Source organism: Pseudomonas sp. Q1 (assembly GCF_009935975.1).
GTDB classification, from domain to species: Bacteria; Pseudomonadota; Gammaproteobacteria; order Pseudomonadales; family Pseudomonadaceae; genus Aquipseudomonas; species Aquipseudomonas palleroniana.
On record NZ_QODI01000008.1, the window covers coordinates 139218 to 157644 of the forward strand.

Below are 18427 nucleotides of genomic sequence, written 5' to 3' on the forward strand. Positions count from 1 at the left end.
CCTAAAGGTTTTATGGGGTATGGCCCGGACGGAGCTTCAGGATTAGTGGGGTCGCTTAAAAAACTCCTAGAATACACTCAGTCTCAAGGAGCCAAGACAGTCACCCTTAAAGGTTATTACGCGTCAGAGGAAGGCGCAGCATTAGGGGCCGGGAAAGTGGGCGAGAAATTCTCTTTTAGTTTTCCGGCTACCAAAGAAGGACTTAGAGAATTTTTGAAGGGGCTAAAGTAGTGAACCATCCAAATTCAGTGAGCAAACATCTGAAAAACCTCAATTTGTCTGGTTATGGAGGCTATATACCTCTCAGTAGTGACCCCGAACTGGGTCAGGGGGTATATGAAATTTATTTAGATGGCTGTGCCTTAAAGATTTTTGAAAAAGGCGTAGCTATAAAGTTTAAGGGAAAAAATGTTGGTGCTCTTTATTCTGATATATTAAAAATTACTAGCCATCTATCTGCGGCGGTGTTTTCGCAGGCTTCAGCGAACCAAAATGTGAATATTTCAATTCCTTTGGAAATTCATCTTTCGGAGAGTGTTGTGGTTTTTGAAGTTCAGTTGCTGATTTATTCTAGAGTGTTAATTGTTTTAAATGATATGTGGCGAGGTTATAAAAAATAAACGGTCAGTCACTGAGGGATGCCCCCTATTTTCCCTAACCCCCACACACCATAACCATGCTTCCCTTTATTCACCGCCGGTCATCGCCTCAATCTCTATCAAATAACCATGATGCAACCCCGCCACCGGAACCACCGCACGAGCCGGCCGATGCTCTCCCAGATAACACGCATAAACCCGATCAAAAGCGGCCCAGTGCTCTACCCCCACGACATACACCGTCACCTTCAACAGGTCACTCGCACTCCGGCCCGCTGCGCTGAGGATCGCCATCAGGTTATCGAGCGCGATCGAGGCTTGCACCTCGAACGGTTGGTCGGCGCTGTGCTCGCCGTTTGTGCGCACCGGCAACTGCCCGGACACGTATAAAACGCCCTGGTGCAGTATCGCCTGGGAGTAGTGCCCGCCCGGAGCGGCCGCGTTGATCGTGTGGATCAACTCGATCTTACCAGCCATGCAGGCGACTCCAGGTGTGCACGGCGCCTTCGGCGTCGCAGGCGTGATAGTGCGGGAATTGCGCGCCGGTTGCGCACGCGTGGTTGGGCAGGATGCGTAGGCGGCTGCCGATGGGGAAGCGCGCCACGATGTCGGTGTTCTGGGCCGCTCCAAGGGTGATGATGCCGTGCTCCTGGTTGGCGCCCGTCACTCGCGCACCGTCGATCCATTCGCCGGTTTCGGTACACACCTGCCCGTAGCCGAAATCCTGGCGCTGGCGTTGGGTGCCGCGGTCACGGCTCATGGCCATCCAGCCGGCGTCGGTGATGATCCAGCCTTTGTCTTGCTGATGCCCGATGACGGTGGTCAGCACGCTCAGGGCCAACTCGTCCGCCTGGCAAACGCCGATGTTGTGCATGACCAGGTCGAAGAATACGTAGACACCTGCACGTACCTCCGTCACGCCTTCCAGGTTCAGCGCCGACAGGGCGGTGGGTGTGGAACCGATGCTGACCTCCGGGCAGGACATCCCGGCTTGGCGGATTTTTTCAGCGGCGCTGACGCAGAGCTGGCGTTCCTGTTCGGCAAGGGCCTGCAATGCTGGAAGAGTGTCGAGTTCATAGCTGGAGCCGGCGTGGGTCATCACGCCGCGCAATTGCAGGCCACCCTCGACAAGGACACGGGCAACCGCTAGCAGCGCGGGGTCTTCAACGGCCAGGCCTGAGCGGTGGCCGTCGCAATCTATCTCGATCCACACGTCGAAACGTTCGTCGTGTTGCCGTGCGAAGGCGACAATCGCTTGGGCCCCGACAACGCTGTCGATGAGCACACTCAAGTTGCAGCCCTGGCGCCTGAGTGCGAGGGCCTGAGCCAACTTGCCTGGCGCTATGGCCACGGCATAGAACACATCGTTGATGCCCTCGGCAAAGCAGTACTCCGCTTCTTTCAGGGTGGACACCGTGACGCCGCTCGCGCCGGCGGCTACCTGCGCCTTGATCACGGGCAGGCATTTGCTGGTTTTGATATGCGGGCGCAAGCGCACACCCAAGCTGTGCATGCGTTGCTGCATGCGCTGAATATTGCGCTGCATTCGCGAGACATCGACTAGCGCGACGGGGGTATCGAGAGAGGCAATCGGGGCTGACATGACAGAACTCAGGTGGCTGGATACGCGGCCACTCTACTCAGCGTTCGTAAAGTTGTGGTTCAATCAATGGTCATCAATCATTAAGTAAAACTAAATGATCTCCGTCGAAGATCTACGCCTGGCTGCAACACTGGCGCGCTCCGAGTCTTTGAGCGCTGCGGCCAGAATGCTCAACGTCTCGCCACCCGCACTGTCCATGCGCCTACGTAAGCTCGAGACGCTGCTGGGGCTGACCCTGGCCAATCGCGATGCCCGGCGCTTGAGCCTTACGGCTGATGGCGAGCGTTTCTCCCGTGAATGTGCGCTGTTGCTGGAGCAACTGGAGGCGTTGCCGGAGTCGTTCAGGCAACAGGACCAGCGGCTGACCGGCACGCTCAGGCTGGCGGCGCCGTTCGGCTATGGACGCCAGCGGATTGCACCGCTGCTGGCCCGCTTCGCCAGGTTGCATCCACAGCTGCGCCTGCAGCTGGATTTGCGTGAAACGCCATGGCCTGATCGTCACGACAGCGACGCGGTGATTCACATTGGTCACCTGAACGACAGCCTGTGGATCGCCAGGCCCCTTACGCAAAACCACCGATGGTTGTGCGCAAGCGCAGCCTATCTGGAGCAGTACGGGGTGCCATCTTCACCGGAGCAACTGGCCGAGCATCGCTGCATTTGCATTCGTGAAAATGATGAAGATGTCACGCTATGGCATCTGCGTAAGGGGCAGGGGCGCAAAACACTGCGCATCGAACCCGCGCTGTTGAGTAACGATGGAAGCGTCGCTCGGCGTTGGGCCGAGCAAGGCTTGGGCTTGGTGCTGCGTTCGCAGTGGGATGTCAGTGATGCAATCGCCAACGGTAGCCTGGTCCGGGTATTGGCGGATTGGCAATTCGACAGTGCGCCCATCAATCTGTTGGTGCCCTCACGCAAGCTGCGTAGCCCGCGGGTGGAGGTATTGGTGGCGTTTCTGGAGGACGCATTGAAAGCCTGATCAGATGAAGGGCGGCGCAAACATGCTTCACGCAAGTGCGCCGCTTGCCCGACGGCTATCAACTGAAGCGGATATCCAGCGAGCGAAGGTAGGTCTGCAGCCCCGCGTCCTGGATCGGGATCAGGAACGCTTCCTGGCCGGACTCGTTGAAGTGGGCGTGCCAGTAGCCGGGCGGCGTGACAAACGCCAGCCCCGGTGCCCAATCCACGCGAACCGGGTGACGTATCTGGCCATCGGCGTCCAGGTCGGTGCCGACCAGGGTGTAGCAACCTGTCGGGCAATCGACGATGAAATCCAGCGCAATGGACTGATGCCGATGAGGCTTCTGGACCGAACCAGCCGGCAGAATTCCATACATGGCCCAGAGCACATGGGTCACGGTTCGGGTTTGCGGGAAATTGCGGTTGCCCAACAAGATGCTGATACGGCTGCGGTCTTGCGCACGCGGGTCATCGGCCGCTTCACGCAACTTCGCGTTGGCGGTCTGCGCCGGGTACAACGTCGGCAAGAACCGGTCAGTGCTGCGGGTCACGCCGAGATAGCGCAACAGGGGCTCGTCATGCACGTAATAGAGCCGGGCGTCCTCGGTCGCGCTGAAACAGGCGCCCAGCAGACCTGGCAGTGCCATGAAGCAGCCTTTGGACCATTCCAGGGTGTGCTCGCCCTGGGTCACTTTACCTGCGCCGGCAATCACATAAAAAACCTGCGAGGTGGCGTTGGGCTGGAGCGTCAGGCTGTCGCCCGCATTGAGGCGGATAAAGTTGGCACAAAGCCCGGGGCCGGTGGCCGGCCCTTCGCAGCCCAATGCTTCGCTCAGGTCCAGCGGCACGACCCGCGAGGGGCCTGAGTCGCAGAGCGAGGCTGGAAAGTTGTGGTAGGGCACGCCTGTAATGAGCTTGGCGCTGATCGGATTTGCCGCTTTGCTGTACTCGAAATATTCCGCTTCGCGCTCGTTTGGCGGCACGGCGTCTACTGCATCGATCCTGAATGTGCTGTTCACGATTGTCACCTCGCTCGCTGATCCGTGGATGCAGCGTAGGCCGGATCAGGCCCTTCTGCAAAGTGCTGATATATATAGAAACTGCGACCGTTATGGCAGCAAAGCTATTTGTTTATTTCTTCTTAGTTGGTACTTTCGTTCAGGTTTATAAAGCTTCGTTTATTGTTCGATTTCGGTACAAAGTCTGTATGTATAAGAAAAATTTCAAAAAAAAGTATTAACTTTTCCTGGCGCTTGCCGATGGCTATGCAAGTCATAAAAGGTAGTCGTTGTGCGAAATAATCAACCCGTTACTCAGCGCGAAGTTTCACTTGACCCACAGCAGAAACTTATCTCTACAACAGATGCCCGAGGCGTTATCAGTTATTGCAATGACGCGTTTGTCGAGATCAGCGGTTTTAATCGAGAAGATCTGATAGGGGCTCCGCAAAACATCGTTCGTCATCCGGACGTGCCCCCAGCCGTATTCGCGCACATGTGGAGTGCGCTTAAACAAGGCCGGCCATGGATGGGGATCGTCAAGAACCGCTCCAAAAGTGGCGATCACTATTGGGTCAACGCGTACGTCACACCGATATTCGAAGGCAGCCAGGTGGTGGGCTTCGAGTCGGTCAGGGTCAAGCCGACGGCGGATCAGGTCCGTCGGGCGCAAGCGCTCTATCAGCGTATCAGCCAAGGAAAGTCGGCCATTCCTCGCTGGGACAACTGGGTGTGTGCTGCGCAGGATTGCCTGCCATATCTGGCCACCGGGCTGGCGGGTGCGGTGAGCGGTGTGTTCTTCAGTGCGCCGTTGGCATTCGGTGTGGCGGCAGCCGTGGCGTTACCGGTCGGCTGGGTCTTTTCACGTTGGCAAAAGCGCGGAACGCAGCACCTGTTACAGATGACCGAACCCTCGACCTCCGATGCGTTGATTGCGCAGATGTACAGCGATGCCCGTGGCCCGCAAGCCCGCCTGGAAACGGCTTTCGTCAGTCAGACTGCGCGTCTGAAGACTTGCCTTACCCGTTTGCAGGACACCGCCGAGCAGCTCAGCCGACTTGCGGGGCAATCCGAGGCGCTGGCCGCTGAGGGCTCGAAAGGCCTGGAGCGCCAGCGTGTCGAGACTGAGCAGGTGTCGGCCGCAGTCAACCAGATGGCGGCGACGACCCAGGAAGTTGCCCGGCATGTGCAACGCACCGCTGATGCCACCCAGCAGGCCAACCAGCTGACGGGGCGTGGCCGCGATGTAACCCGGGAAACTCGCGAAGCCATTGAGCGTCTGTCGAATGTGGTGAGCGAAACCGGCCTGACTGTGGCGCAGTTGGCGCGGGACAGTGATGAAATCGGCACGGTCGTGGATGTGATCAAAGGCATCGCCGATCAGACCAACCTGCTGGCACTGAATGCCGCCATTGAAGCTGCCCGTGCCGGCGACATGGGCCGAGGCTTTGCCGTGGTGGCCGATGAGGTCCGCCAGCTGGCACAGCGCACCTCGCAATCGACCACGCAGATCCATCAACTGATCACCACGCTTCAGGTCTCGTCCGGCAAAGCCGTGCAAACCATGGAGAGCGGTTGCCGCCAGGCCGAAGAGGGCGTACTCCAAGTGCTCGAGGCGGACAAGGCGTTGCTGGGCATCAGTGAAGCCGTCGCCAACATCACCGACATGACCACCCAGATTGCGAGCGCTACGGAAGAGCAAAGCGCGGTGGCCGAGGAAATCAGCCAGAACATCGCCACCATCGCCCAGCTGGCCGACCAAACCTCGGAGCAGGCGCACCAATCGGCAGGGCTGAACACCGAGCTGACCCGCACGGCTTCCACGCAATACTCCCTGGTCGAGCGCTTTAATCGATAAAGCCTGCCCTTAGCATAATGCTGGTCAGTTAATAACCTGTGGGAGGGGGCTTGCTCCCGATGGACTGCGCAGCAGGCCCAGCCTTTTCAAACCCAAAGCTGGTGCCGCTTCGCGGCCAATCGGGAGCAAGTCGAATCGTCGCACCGCCCCTCCCACAATGACAGCGTCAAGCTTTAACTGACTGGTATTACGCCTTGCGCAGGCTTTTTTATTGCGCGCAGCTTGGTTGTTTGCCTTACAAAAGCTTCCGACATGTTCCTAAAGTGCGCTTCAACGCGGCCGATAATTCAGTCTAAGCATGGCTTCCGATAACAACACATGCGATGTTCAGCTCTAGCGTTTCTCCTTGCCAAAACTATAAATACCCGCAGGTGAAGTCATGAATATCAAGCAGAAGCTGACCTGGGCGTTCGCGGCTATCGCGTGCATCCCGGTCATCCTGGTCGCCGTTTTGGTAGTGCTGAATGTGCGGGAGGGGGCCCAGGCCAATTTTCTCGACAGCAGCGGTCGCGAGATCCGCCAGATCGACAATGGCATGAAGCAGTTCTTCGACGGCATCAGCCAAAACGTCGACTATGTTGCCAAGGACCCGCGCGTGGTTGCGGCCAAGGACCTCAAGAGCTACGCCGGCGCCGATGCCGCACAAATTCCGCTGACCCCGACCAACAAAGAGTTGCTGGCGATATTCGACCAGTTCGCCAAAAGCCATCCGAGTACCGCTTACCTGTCCCTGGGGCTGAGCGACGGCGGCTACGCCAGTTGGCCGGACGATACCAAACTGAACAACTACGACCCACGCGTGCGTCCCTGGTACAAAGCGGCCATCGCCGCGCCAGGCACCACCGTGCGCACCGGTGCCTACTACTGGGCGCCGGACGATGCGACGCTGATCGGCACCGTGCACACGGTTGCGGATGCCGCCGGCAATATTCTCGGCGTGGTGGGCCTGGATGTGTCGCTCAAGCAGCTCACTGAACTGGTGCGCAACATCAAGCTGGGCAACAGCGGCTACCTGATGCTGGTGGAGGCCAACGGTAACGTGCTGGTAGACCCCAGCGACGCCAAGCACAACTTCAAACCCCTGGCTGACCTTGGCCCCAACTACGCCGAACTGGCCAAGCGCGGCGACGGTGTGACCCAGATCGAGATCGATGGCGTGCCCTACATGGCCAACGTGGTCAGCTCCAAAGACCTGGGCTGGCGTTTTATCGGCCTGATCAAGCGTGATGAAGTGATGGCCGAGGCCACCCGCCTGACCTGGTTGATCGCCGCCATTGCAGCGGCCTTGGCCTTGGTGTTCGCGCTTGTCGGTGCCAGTTTTGCCCGCGTCATCGTGCGTCCGATTCGCGGCGTGGCCGACGGCCTGCAGGAAATCGCCGAAGGAGAAGGCGACCTGACACGCCAACTCAAGGTGCAGGGCAAGGACGAAACCGCCGGCCTGGCGGGCTGGTTCAACCAGTTCCTGGGTATGATCGCTCAATTGGTGCAGCGCATCGGCAGCGCTTCATCGGACCTGCAGACCGCCGCCGCCGACACCAGCGAAGTGGCCAACAACATGAACCAGGCCGCAGGTCGCCAGCGTGAAGCCGTGGAACTGGTGAGCACGGCGTTCAACGAAATGGTGGCGACCGCCAACGAAGTCGCGCGCTCGTGCAGTGCTGCCGCGTCGAGTGCCGACGAAGGCTACCGCGACGTCCATGACGGTCAGCAGCACATCGGCGAAGCCACCGGCAGCGTGCTCAAGCTCAGCGAAGACTTGCAGAGGTCCACCCAGACCATGCAGTTGCTGGAGCAGGACAGCCAGAACATCAACACCATTCTCGACACCATCCGCTCGATCGCCGAGCAGACCAACCTGCTGGCGCTCAACGCCGCGATTGAAGCGGCGCGCGCCGGTGACCAGGGCCGCGGCTTCGCCGTGGTCGCCGACGAAGTCCGCGCCCTGGCGCGTCGCACCGCCGACTCCACCGGCGAGATCGACAGCCTGCTGGGCAACCTCGCCCGCCGCACCCAGGAAGTCACGCAACAGATGCAAGGCAGCCTGCAGGTGTCCCACGCCAGCGTGGAACGCATCCAGCAGGCCCGTGACAGCTTCGACAAGATCCGCGGCTCGGTGGACTCGATCCGCGACCAGAACACTCAGATCGCCACCGCCGCCGAGCAGCAGCACCAGGTGGCTGAAGAGATCAACCGGCACATCGCACAGATCCATGCCGATGCCCAGTTGGTCGAAGGCTTTGCGCAGTCCTCACAGACTGGCTCGGGCCGGTTGATAGAGATTTCCGGGGAGCTTAAGGGCTTGGTAGGGCGTTTTAAATATTAGTCTCCCAGGCCGAATGAAAACGGTGAGCTTTCATCGTTTTCATTCGGGCGGTCAATGCAGTCTTTTCCCTGGGCGTGCCCGCAGGTTATGTCTCAGGCCTGGCAGACGCCGTCGGCGGAGGGGGTCGATGGAGAACACAGCGTCCCGAGTGAGTTTATGCCTATCATGAAGAAGCGTTCATGCATGCACTTTTCTGATAACTCGCCGGATAATGCCCATGAGAGACCTGCCGCCCACCGCGACCTTGCGCGCATTTGAAGTTGCCACCCGGCACTTGACCTTTACGTCGGCCGCACAGGAACTACATGTGACTCAAAGCGCGGTCAGCCACCAGCTCAAGCATCTTGAGGCCCTTTGGGGCGTGCAGTTGTTTGAACGTGGCAAGGCGTTACGCCTCACGGCCGCGGGGGCGGCGCTGGCGCCCATCGTGCGGGAGTTTTTCATCAGCCTGGAGGCGACTCTGGGTGATTTGCGCGAGCAAAAAGGCAGGGTTCGACTCAGCGTCAGTACCACCTATTCCTTCGCGCTCAAATGGCTGCTGCCACGCTTGCCGCGTCTCTCTCGTCAGCACCCGGAGCTTTTGGTCTCGCTGGATACCACGGATAAAATAATTCATTTCTCTCACGGCCAGGCTGATGTTGCGATCAGGCTCGGCAAGGGCAATTACCCTGGTCTGTATTCTGAGTTCCTGTTTGGGGAGCAGGTGTTTCCTGTGGCCAGCCCAGAACTGTTGCGGCGCGTCGGGACTCCGCAGAACCCTGCGCAGTTGTTACATTTCCCGCTTCTGACTCGGGACGGTGCCGAGTTGGTACCCAAGTGGGAAGTGTGGTTTCAAGCCGTCGGGCTGGCCTATTTGCCGCTTCAGGAAAGCGTCAGATTTGGTGATACCAACATGACGGTGGAAGCGGCTCTGCTCGGCCAAGGCGTTGCATTGGTGCGCAGCGGGCATGTCGAGAGCGAAATCGGCGATCGCCGTTTGGTTCGGCTGTTCGATGTGCCGTTCCCATCGCCGCTTGCTTATTACTTCGTCTGTCCCAAGGGCATTGAATCACAGCCGCACATCGCCAGCTTTCGTCAATGGTTGGTCAATGAGGCGCTGAAGGTAAAACACGTAGAACCTTAAGGTATGAGCATTCATTCATGCTGCGATGAGGAGCCTTCGCTTTAGTCCCGGCGCCGAATTGCCTAGAGTGGCGCATGCCTATCCATCTCATCTTCCTCGTGCTTTTCGCCGCGCTCCTGCATGCCAGCTGGAACGCGCTGCTGCGCAGTGGCGCTGATCGGCTATGGTCGATGACAGTGATGTGCATTGCCATCGCCGTCACCAGTCTCGTTGCCGCATCATTCATGCTGCCGCCCGCTATTGAAAGCTGGGGCTACGCGGTGCTTTCGGGGTTGTTGCATGTGGGCTACAACCTGTTTCTGGTGCGCAGTTATCGAGTCGGTGACCTGGGGCAGATCTATCCGATTTCACGTGGGTCGTCGCCAGTGTTGATCACCTTGGGCGCAGCCGTTTTTGCCGGAGAAAGCATCACGCCTGGCGAGTTGCTCGGCGTTACGCTGGTGTCATGCGGGATTATTTCCCTGGCCTTCAGAGGGCGCAGTCTTTCGGTTCCCAGCCTGCCCTATGCGCTGGGAACGGGCGGCTTTATCGCGGCCTACAGCGTGGTCGACGGCATCGGCGCCAGGCTCTCCGGTGCGCCGCTGGCCTACACCGTATGGATGTGCGCGCTGTGGGGCGTGTTGATGCCGGTGGTCTACATCGGTCTGCGTGATGCCCGCAGCTTATTCTCTGCCCGGCCCGGAACAGCGACTGCTGTGGTCGGCGGGCTGGTCTCTTTGCTCGCGTATGCAATGGTCATCTACGCGATGAACGAAGCGCCTTTGGGCGCGGTATCCGCATTGCGTGAAACCAGCGTGCTGTTTGCGGCGTTGATCGGCTATGTCTTCCTCGGCGAGACGTTAACCGCACGCCGGATACTGGCGTGCGTAGTGATCGCCAGCGGCACCTTACTTATCGGCTGATACAGCCACGGCTCAGGAGCAATATCTAATGTTCGACGTCTCGCAGGCACCGCTGATTCTAATCACGGGTGGAAGTCGTGGAGTAGGGGCAGCAACGGCTCGGCTGGCCGCTGCAAGAGGTTATGACGTCGCGATCAGCTACGTTACCAACGAGGCCGCAGCGTTGGCTGTGGTTGCGGATGTGGAAGCGTTGGGGCGCAGAGCGCTGGCGATGCGGGCCGACAGTGCGGACCCTCGGCAGGTGGCTGATTTGTTCGCAGCGATCGACCACTCGTTCGGACGCATTGACGTCTTGGTCAATAACGCCGGAATGCTGGCGACTCAGTCACGCCTGGAGGGTCTCGGCTTCGAGCGGATGCAGCGCATTTTCGCGGTCAATTCCATCGGGCCAATCCTCTGCGCCCAGCAGGCGGTAAAGCGTATGGCTTACCGTCACAACGGCCCGGGCGGCGTGGTGGTCAATGTCTCTTCGGCGTCGGCGCGCCTTGGCAGCCCCAATGAGTATGTCGACTATGCGGCGTCAAAGGGAGCCTTGGAGACTTTCACCATTGGCTTTGCAAAGGAGGTCGCGCGCGAAGGCATACGCGTTAACTGTATTCGCCCCGGACATATCTATACCGAAATGCATGCCAGTGGCGGTGAGCCGGGGCGGGTCGATCGTGTCAAGGAATCGATCCCCATGGGGCGGGGCGGACAGCCTGAGGAAGTGGCCCGCGCGATTCTATGGTTGGCGAGTGCGGAGGCATCGTTTGTTACTGGTACATTCCTGGATGTGACGGGCGGTAAATGAGTCAGAGACATGCTCGCGCAACGGAGTATTCGATGGACGCGCGAATTGCGCAGCTGTTCAGTCGGTTGTTTCGACAGCAACCGTACTGGCATAAGCATCCAATGATGATCTTGATATTTTGGTTAAATACATTGTGGCAGCCAGCACGGGAAGTCTTTCCGGTCGTGATTTATATAAGCAGTACAGGCCGAATCCATGTTCGGGCGCTTGTTTGTAGGGTCGATGTCGTGGAAAGCTGAGGTCATTGAGCAGTACGGTATTGGATAGGGTAATTAGGATTGTTCGCGAACCTGCATCCAGTCGAAAAAATCTTCGGATGCAAAGCCAACGCTGCAGTTGGCGTCGAACCGTTCGTTGATTCTGATGAGAGTCATCCGCTGAGCCTCTTGTGGTGAGGTCGGGAAGAAAGCTCCACCAGGTTTGCTGTGCATGAAGAAATCCCCGAGCTTGGCTCCGCAGTTTTCGCAGTGATTCATCAAGTAACGGCTGCCCACTGTTTTGCTGTAGGCCTGTTTGAATTTGTTGGTGAAGTGATGGATCTGCTTCGTGACCAAGGGAGAGAGGCTGACGACGTTGGAGACCGTTCCGCGATACCCATGGCACTTCCATTCGCCGAGGTTGCTTGTGAGCGCGAAATCTTCGTCCTCATCCTCGTAATAATCGAACTCTTCGTGTTGCTCGGGAAGCTTGAACGTGAACACGCGGGTCAAATTAGAGCAACCCCAGCAGTCAGACACTGACTCTATGACATAGTAATAAGGTGCTCTGACACTAAATTCAGGTCCGTGCTCTAGGTCTGCATGCTCTGTTACGGGCAGCCACTGAGCCAAGGGGGCGATGTCGACACCCTCGGGGATGTACCAAGTCTTCAGGCTCGGGTCCCACCTTGCACCGAGTGATTTCGCTTCGTCTTTTTCTGAGAAAGGGACTTTCAGATCAATCCTTGCCATTTCCGTATCCGTACGTATTGCTGAGTAAACGCCAGATCTCATGCTAGAGCCTTCTGGCCTTGTTGGGACCTGCAAACTTAAAAAAGAGCGACAAAGCAGGCTGATGGAGGGAGGTGTTGCAATAGCCCGCGGGTCTGTCGTGGTCAGAGGTAGATCCACAACTGCGCTCAATGGCTGGGTCTTCAATCAGGCTGTTTAAATAGCCTGTTAACCAACTATGGCAGTTATCATAGGTCGACCAAGTTTAGGCCTTAAAGGAGGCCTATAACTCGACTCAGGGCAGCAGCCAAGTGCTGTTTGGGGTGGTGGACCGAATGCCGACTGCCTGACACTGCTCCAGAATCGGCAGAATGTAGGTGATGTTGGTACGGCCTGGCTTGCCTCCTGCTATGTAACGCGCCGCCTGGCAAAGTGGGCCGGCTTTTTCATACGTATGGTTGGAGCTGATTTCCACCGCTTGTGCTTGGCCGAAATGATTGTTTCCGGCGAGGTAGTCCAACGTTTGCTGGAAAGCTGCTCGAGTCAACGCTAACTGCGAGTCTTCCGATCCTGTCTCAATCACAACGCGATTTGCGTCAACGGTCGTGATACGGAAACGGGCTTTGCGCGAAGGTGTTTGCAGCTCTGTGCCTTGCAGGCGGCTGATCAATGCCCAGAGAGTGCTGTCGACTTGAATGATGTGCTGCATGGGATAATTCCTTCGTTGCTGAACGGACGCTAGTTTTAACCTGAAGCGACTTATGGAATCCTGATACCCAACGCATTCAGCGATGGCGTATCCATTCGGCCATTCACGGTCAGCCCACTGTCCATCTGAAAGGCCATCAAGGCACCACGTGTCGCCTTGCCCATCACCCCATCAATGGTGCCTTGGTAATACTGGCGCACCATCAGCGCGGTCTGCACACGGGTGACCAGGTTGCTTTTCTGTTCATTGGTCACGCGGCCTTTTGAAGTGCTCGAGCTTGTCCCGCTGGTAGTGCCAGACGACTGATAAAAGCTATTGCTGTTTGAGGTGCTGCTCGAAGCACTCGGCGCACTGTAGCTTCGGGTACTGGTAGCGGGTGGGCTGTAGTAGCGAGGTGCGCTATAGCCACCCGAGCCGCTGTAGTGAGAACTGTGGGAACTGTGGGACCGGTGTGAACTGTGCGAGCGATGTGCCGCATAGATGTTGACGGTGTCTGGCGCATTGAGCGTATCGGCAAATACCGGGGGCTGTAGCTTGTCGTTGGGTTGCCAGTTCGCATCGGCGAGCGACAGATGGCCCGCCTGTGCCAGGGTGGGACCTGCCATTGGCAGCAGGCTGATCCCACTGATCAGGACTTTCCAGCGGTCGAGCAATTTCACTGTGCACTCCTTGCATAGGCGCTAAAGGCCTCGGTCGATAATAGTTGTACGCCGCGGCTCTGCCAGCGGTCGGTGTGGGATTTGAAGAAGCCAGAGCAATGTTTGACGGCAGCGCATTGCTGGCAGGTATCGATGAACAGGTTCTTCCAGTCCGAGATGCTTTGGCGGGCGAAACGCGAGAGGTGGGCCGGGATCAGGCACAGGGGCAAGTTGTAGATCGAAACCGGCACTCCGCGGTTGAACAGGAAATACACGGCCTGGCTCAACGATTCCTGATAGTCCAGCGGGTCAATCCACAGTTCTTCGTAGTTCTTCCTGGCCAGGCCGGTACTTTCGATACCCATCAGCGCAACATGCCGCACGAAGGGCAGGTTCCTGAACACGTAGTGGGCGAGCTCAGGCAAGCGTGGCGTGGTCAGGCGATTGAGCACCACGCGTATCTCGATGATCTGGTTGGCGCGCGCCAGGTTGTAAAGACCTTGCAGGGTTTCGCTAAACGCGCCGGGAGCCTGCACCACATAGTCATGGTCTTCTGCATTGTCGGCATACAGCGGGATGCCCCAGCTCAATTGAGGATGACCGATGGAAAAGAGCGCAGCGATCCAGCTCGGGGCTTGGAACAGACGCCCGTTGCTGAGCACATGAATGGATTTCTGCGGCAAAACGGCTTTGCACTTGGCCAGGATTTCGAGCAGGCCGTCGCGATAAAGCGTTGGTTCTCCGCCGCTGATTCCCAGATTTTCCTCGCCCGGGTCCATCAGGTCGATCAGCCGTAGGTTCTCCTCAATGTGCCAACGGTCATCGATATCTTTGGGCGGCTGCGAGCACATCAGACAGAGGCTGTTGCAACGATCAGTCATGAACAGCAGGTTGCTGTCCGAGCCTCGTCGATAGAGCACTCGCACCAACGCGTGGCCTGGTGTGATGGCAATGACATCGCCGGGCTGCACGACATTCGCATCTTTGGGTGTGTGCAGGTGTAGCTGCACACTGTCGAAATCGCCAATCAATGGCTCTGGGGTCAGGAATCCACCCACTGGTAATGAGAGCAGATGCGGGCTCCGTAGCCGTTCTTCGTTTGGCAGCCAAAGCAGCAGGTCACCGAACTCAGCGCTTCCGGCACAAACAGCCAGGCCTTGTTCGATGAACTCATCCAGAGTGATGACCTTGAGCAGTTTCGGCTCATTCAGGTGATGGATTTCGAAGTGGGTATCTTTGCGCAGCATCGCCATCAGCCCCTGTAACCCGGGAACCGGACATCGTTGTAAGAGCGCCTGTTCAACCAAGACAGCAGCACCCTCTGCACGTTGTCGTCGCCATCGCAAAGCAGGCCGAAAAGATGCTTCAGCAGCCCCATGTTCTTCTTGCAGAAGCTGCTGAACACTCGGTGTCCGATCGGGTCAGCTTGGCGGGCATAGTGTTCGACGGGGTCAGCACCACAGTACGGGACAAGTGCGCAGTCGGAGCAGCCCGGCAGCGCCTCTGCTACACCACTGGCGAGCAACGCATTCATAACGGGTGATGCGAGTAATTCAGACAAGGGTTGCTGCACGGTGCCGAGCCTCAAGCCGTCTTCACCCATCTCCAGCAACATTCGGGCTTCGTCCGAGGGATAGACGTAACCGTCATAGTTGTAAACCAGCGCCGCAGTGCCTGCGCCAGCAGGGGAGCGCAGGTCTACATAGCCGGAGGAGAAGGGTGTCAGGATATTCTTCAGCAACAGGCACGTATAACTCTCTGAGAGGTATACGCCCTGTTGGTTGATATGCAGCAAATAAGTCAGTGCCCTCTTGTAGAAGGCCAGATATCGCTCAATAGGGTAATCAAGTCGATGGGCACTCTTGGTGGCAAACCCATAAGGGCTCAGAGGCCGAAGCGAGATGCAGGAGAAGCCTTGACTTACATATTCATCGATGATCGCTTCAGGTTGTTCGAGGCTTCTTGAGGTCAGCGTAGTCAGCGCGGAGACTGCATCATGGCCAAGGCGCTCACGGACCCACTGGATACCTTTTACAGTGCGTTCGTAGGAGTCTCGTGATGGGGTAGGGCGGTTGGCATTGTGCAAGGACGCCGTCCCATCGAGCGAGGTCGAAAACTGGATGCGATTTAGTTCTGCGAAGTCGAGTATTTCCTCCGTCAGGTGGTGCAGTGTGGTGGTAATGACGAACTGGATATCCCGTTGCTCGACCATATTCCGTTCAACGACCCATTCGACAATCTGGCGGACGCGCTCGAAGGCCAGAAGCGGTTCGCCACCCTGAAACTCCACAGTCAGGGCGGGAGCGTTCGATTCGAACAGGCGATTGACTGCCTCCTGTGCATCCGCTTCCGACAGGTCGTGGCCGGATCCGCTCAGAGGGGCCCGCGACACCTGGCAGTACTGGCACGTGTGGTTGCAGCGCAATGTAACCACGAACAAGTGCAGTGCAGGGCCCTGGAAGAGGAAGTCTTTGCGGCTGCGGTACTGCGCGGCCATTTCCGGGAACGGGTCGTGGCGACCTGGTTCGTAGATGAAATGGCGGGCCAGCAGGTCCTTGTAAAAAGGCGTATTTGCTTGAACGTCGAAGTAACTGAGGGCTCGTAATTGCGCGTCGTTCACGTGCATGTACTCACCGGTATCGGAGGTGAGTAGGATGTCACGGTCTTGTCGCGTGCTCATGCGCATGAATCGAAAAGGCAGCAAGCGGTAGTGCTTGGCATCTGTCGCAATCAGTGTCACTGGGAAATCCCACATCCAGCGAGCGCGGCGCGGGCCAAGACTTCACGTAACCCTGCTGTTTCGCGGTTGATATGGTCGCGTAGGGCGAAGTCGTTCAGGTGCTGAAGGATCAGCGAGTGAGCCTGTTCCCGGGAAAGCGTTAGCTTTGATTCAGTGGGATGGGCTGTGAGGCTTATCTGATTGGCTTCAATATCAACTTGGACCGTGACAGTGTCGGCCAGGGAATATGCGGCGCGTCGCACCACGCTGAGCGGGTAGGCTGCGCTGTCGAGTTTCAGCGTGACTGGCCATGTCATCGGAATCGGTCCTTCAAATCCATTGGGAACGTGTGGATTTTGCCGATTGCCGAGGCATTATGCCATCATAATTTTTTACATTTGCACGCATTTATCCAGCGTGGCGGGTGGTGCGCTCACTAGAGCTCGATCATTGATATGGGGTAGGGACGAGAATCCACATATCCCTCAGTGCATCCATCCTCATCAATAGCCCACTTGGCCCAAGGCTGGGGGCATCCTTTTCAAACCATCCAAAAACATGCCCTCAGATATGCCTCCAATGTAGCAATCCACTGGAATTGGATGGATCTTCATGGTCTATCAAAACGCAGAAATGATCAGATAAACAGACCGCCATACGGCTTCTATAGACTGTCAGGATCCCCAAAGAACATTTTGACATAGCTCTAGAACAGTAGTTTCAGATTGAAAAAATCGAATTATGCCCCCAGTTATGCCCCCAATTGCACAGGGTGTACGAGCGATCGCGAATGGCGATTTATGACATGGATCTGACTGGCCGTGGCTGGTATTCAGTGCGCCTCCGTATACTGGATTACCAACCCGAATCTGGCAAACTTTTGGTCGTTAGATGAGTCGATATCCTCAATCGGAGTTGTCTGGGCTGTCTTTCTGTACATGTCCCGAAATCGGGATCGTGAGATGCTCATGCTCTGCGAGATGTTGCAATGGCGCTGGTCGCCAGGGAGATCGATCCGCGTGTCCATCGACAACTGGAGCGTAATGCCAAGCGCCTGGTCACGGAAAACGCTAAAGAAGGAGTTGTTCGGTATTGAAAGTAGCACGCAGCGTTGAGCATCGTGTTTCTGGTCGCGGGTCTCGATAGTCCTGTCGGACCCAGAACCTCCCGCTTCAATTGGTCGCGAGTCGGCTGACAGCGAGGGCGCTCAGGTTGCATGTAGAGGCGGGCGCCTTACCTTCGCTGTTCTTGGACAGTTAGCCGGTGGGCCAAGTCGGTCATCAGTCGTTGGGCAGGTGCAGTTGCCCTTCCATGGCGTCATGAAGGAGTCGGACGACCTCGATCACGTCGGCGGTTGCTACACGATAAAACACGATATGGCGTGGGCTTTTGACCGTCCCATGGGGGTGTTTGGCCTGCTGGCGCGGGTAGATGACGTGATAGCTGCGAAGGCCCGGTACAAGCTCGTCGCGGTCGTGGCTGCCAATGCGATAAGGCGTGTCGGCAATAGCTTGCAGCGCCGTGAGGATCAGCGCCTGGTAGCGCTGGCGTGCTTGATCGCCGAACTGCGTCTGGGAGAGCCTGAGGATGTCGACAATGTCGGCGCGCGCCGCGTTGGAAATCCGATAATGCGACATGCTCAGTGTTTCTCGCGCGCGGGGAGGGTTGCCTCCAGGCTCAAGCCCTCGAGGTAGTGCTCCAGATCCCCTTCGTTCAACTGAGTAAAGCGCCCTTGCTCAAGGTCCATGATGCCGATAGAGGTCGCCAGACGCAGCGCCTCAATTTTGGCAGTGTCTTCGGCGACGCGTTGTTCCAATAGTCGTAAACCTTCTCGCATCACTTCACTGGCATTCTGATAACGGCCAGACTGCACAAGGTCTTGGATAACCTGTTCCTGGTGTGAGGTAAGCACAACGTTTCGCGTCGCCATCATCAGCTCCAACTCTGAGCAAATATGTTTTTCCGATCGTTGGCATATTATGCCATTTTATGTGTGGGGGTTATCCTAATCACACTGCAATTTATCGGGCTGGCGAGTTGGAGGGCTGATCATCTGCCAGGGCCGGCGCTTCCCAGTCGAGGAGATTAGCGGTGAAGAGTACGCCCCAGTTCGCTCAGTTGGTGGATGGCCAGGGCGATGTCACGGTGTTTGCCGTTGAGGTCTTCGGACAGTTCGAGCAGGAGTGTACTGACGCTGGTGAAGATTTCGTAGCTGTTGGTGATGAGGGGGTCGTTGCTGGCGTTGAGGGTGACGATGAAGAGGGTGGTTGAATCGT

17 protein-coding genes and 3 pseudogenes are annotated in these 18427 nt (G+C 57.5%); 8 read left to right on the plus strand and 12 right to left on the minus strand.

Going from position 1 to position 18427, the window contains the following annotated elements; all coding sequences use genetic code 11:
- Nucleotides 1-230: 230 nt before the first annotated feature.
- Nucleotides 231-620: a hypothetical protein gene (locus DK870_RS14445; RefSeq protein ID WP_161548941.1), complete on the plus strand. Its 390-nt coding sequence runs from the start codon at nucleotides 231-233 to the stop codon at nucleotides 618-620.
- Nucleotides 621-686: 66 nt separating this feature from the next.
- Here DK870_RS14445 and DK870_RS14450 read toward each other — a convergent pair whose 3' ends face one another.
- Both DK870_RS14450 and DK870_RS14455 read right to left on the minus strand, forming a co-directional pair.
- Nucleotides 687-1076, minus strand: coding sequence for a RidA family protein (locus tag DK870_RS14450; protein ID WP_161548942.1), 390 nt, complete (start codon nucleotides 1074-1076; stop codon nucleotides 687-689).
- The gene (locus DK870_RS14455) at nucleotides 1066-2202 is read right to left on the minus strand and encodes a DSD1 family PLP-dependent enzyme (RefSeq protein WP_161548943.1); all 1137 of its coding nucleotides are present in this window, start codon (nucleotides 2200-2202) and stop codon (nucleotides 1066-1068) included. Before DK870_RS14455 ends, DK870_RS14450 begins: the two co-directional genes overlap by 11 nt.
- A 94-nt stretch (nucleotides 2203-2296) precedes the next feature.
- Between DK870_RS14455 and DK870_RS14460 the strand changes: the two genes are divergently transcribed.
- Nucleotides 2297-3181: a LysR family transcriptional regulator gene (locus DK870_RS14460; RefSeq protein WP_161548944.1), complete on the plus strand. Its 885-nt coding sequence runs from the start codon at nucleotides 2297-2299 to the stop codon at nucleotides 3179-3181.
- A 58-nt stretch (nucleotides 3182-3239) separates the two neighbouring features.
- On the opposite strand, the gene DK870_RS14465 is transcribed toward DK870_RS14460, so the two are convergent.
- Nucleotides 3240-4181: a hypothetical protein gene (locus DK870_RS14465; protein WP_060752863.1), complete on the minus strand. Its 942-nt coding sequence runs from the start codon at nucleotides 4179-4181 to the stop codon at nucleotides 3240-3242.
- Nucleotides 4182-4512: 331 nt separating this feature from the next.
- On the opposite strand from DK870_RS14465, the gene DK870_RS14470 reads away from it, so the two are divergent.
- From DK870_RS14470 to DK870_RS14490, 6 genes and pseudogenes are all read left to right on the plus strand, one after another.
- The gene (locus tag DK870_RS14470) at nucleotides 4513-6018 is read left to right on the plus strand and encodes a methyl-accepting chemotaxis protein (protein ID WP_372241674.1); all 1506 of its coding nucleotides are present in this window, start codon (nucleotides 4513-4515) and stop codon (nucleotides 6016-6018) included.
- Nucleotides 6019-6397: 379 nt separating this feature from the next.
- Nucleotides 6398-7480, plus strand: a pseudogene (locus DK870_RS29995) (cache domain-containing protein); the annotation flags it as partial.
- Between the two features lie 324 nt (nucleotides 7481-7804).
- Nucleotides 7805-8341: pseudogene (locus tag DK870_RS30000) on the plus strand (methyl-accepting chemotaxis protein); the annotation flags it as partial.
- A gap of 217 nt (nucleotides 8342-8558) precedes the next feature.
- The gene (gcvA, locus tag DK870_RS14480) at nucleotides 8559-9464 is read left to right on the plus strand and encodes a transcriptional regulator GcvA (RefSeq protein ID WP_161548947.1); all 906 of its coding nucleotides are present in this window, start codon (nucleotides 8559-8561) and stop codon (nucleotides 9462-9464) included.
- A gap of 74 nt (nucleotides 9465-9538) precedes the next feature.
- Nucleotides 9539-10366 (plus strand): DMT family transporter, encoded by an 828-nt coding sequence (locus tag DK870_RS14485; RefSeq protein ID WP_161548948.1) that lies wholly within the window; start codon nucleotides 9539-9541, stop codon nucleotides 10364-10366.
- A gap of 28 nt (nucleotides 10367-10394) precedes the next feature.
- Nucleotides 10395-11156 (plus strand): SDR family oxidoreductase, encoded by a 762-nt coding sequence (locus tag DK870_RS14490; RefSeq protein WP_060752868.1) that lies wholly within the window; start codon nucleotides 10395-10397, stop codon nucleotides 11154-11156.
- Between the two features lie 272 nt (nucleotides 11157-11428).
- Here DK870_RS14490 and DK870_RS14495 read toward each other — a convergent pair whose 3' ends face one another.
- From DK870_RS14495 to DK870_RS29675, 9 genes and pseudogenes are all read right to left on the minus strand, one after another.
- Nucleotides 11429-12106: a DUF5710 domain-containing protein gene (locus tag DK870_RS14495; RefSeq protein WP_161548949.1), complete on the minus strand. Its 678-nt coding sequence runs from the start codon at nucleotides 12104-12106 to the stop codon at nucleotides 11429-11431.
- Between the two features lie 274 nt (nucleotides 12107-12380).
- On the minus strand, nucleotides 12381-12794 hold the full coding sequence (locus DK870_RS14500) for a hypothetical protein (RefSeq protein WP_161548950.1): 414 nt from the start codon (nucleotides 12792-12794) through the stop codon (nucleotides 12381-12383).
- A gap of 50 nt (nucleotides 12795-12844) precedes the next feature.
- The gene (hxsA, locus tag DK870_RS14505; RefSeq protein ID WP_161548951.1) at nucleotides 12845-13453 is read right to left on the minus strand and encodes a His-Xaa-Ser repeat protein HxsA; all 609 of its coding nucleotides are present in this window, start codon (nucleotides 13451-13453) and stop codon (nucleotides 12845-12847) included.
- Nucleotides 13450-14685 carry a His-Xaa-Ser system radical SAM maturase HxsC gene (hxsC, locus tag DK870_RS14510; protein ID WP_161548952.1) on the minus strand — a complete coding sequence of 412 codons (1236 nt, stop codon included), beginning with the start codon at nucleotides 14683-14685 and terminating at the stop codon, nucleotides 13450-13452. The genes hxsA and hxsC overlap by 4 nt, the downstream gene beginning before the upstream one ends.
- A complete protein-coding gene (hxsB, locus tag DK870_RS14515) occupies nucleotides 14685-16172 on the minus strand; it encodes a His-Xaa-Ser system radical SAM maturase HxsB (RefSeq protein ID WP_161548953.1) in 1488 nt (495 codons plus the stop codon). The genes hxsC and hxsB overlap by 1 nt, the downstream gene beginning before the upstream one ends.
- On the minus strand, nucleotides 16169-16468 hold the full coding sequence (gene hxsD, locus DK870_RS14520; protein WP_161548954.1) for a His-Xaa-Ser system protein HxsD: 300 nt from the start codon (nucleotides 16466-16468) through the stop codon (nucleotides 16169-16171). Before hxsD ends, hxsB begins: the two co-directional genes overlap by 4 nt.
- 963 nt (nucleotides 16469-17431) lie before the next feature.
- Entirely contained in the window at nucleotides 17432-17788 is a 357-nt protein-coding gene (locus tag DK870_RS14525; RefSeq protein ID WP_104993594.1) for a type II toxin-antitoxin system RelE/ParE family toxin, read from the minus strand.
- 2 nt (nucleotides 17789-17790) lie between these two features.
- Nucleotides 17791-18081: a type II toxin-antitoxin system ParD family antitoxin gene (locus DK870_RS14530; protein WP_104993595.1), complete on the minus strand. Its 291-nt coding sequence runs from the start codon at nucleotides 18079-18081 to the stop codon at nucleotides 17791-17793.
- A gap of 91 nt (nucleotides 18082-18172) precedes the next feature.
- Nucleotides 18173-18407, minus strand: a pseudogene (locus DK870_RS29675) (DUF6124 family protein).
- Nucleotides 18408-18427: the final 20 nt, after the last annotated feature.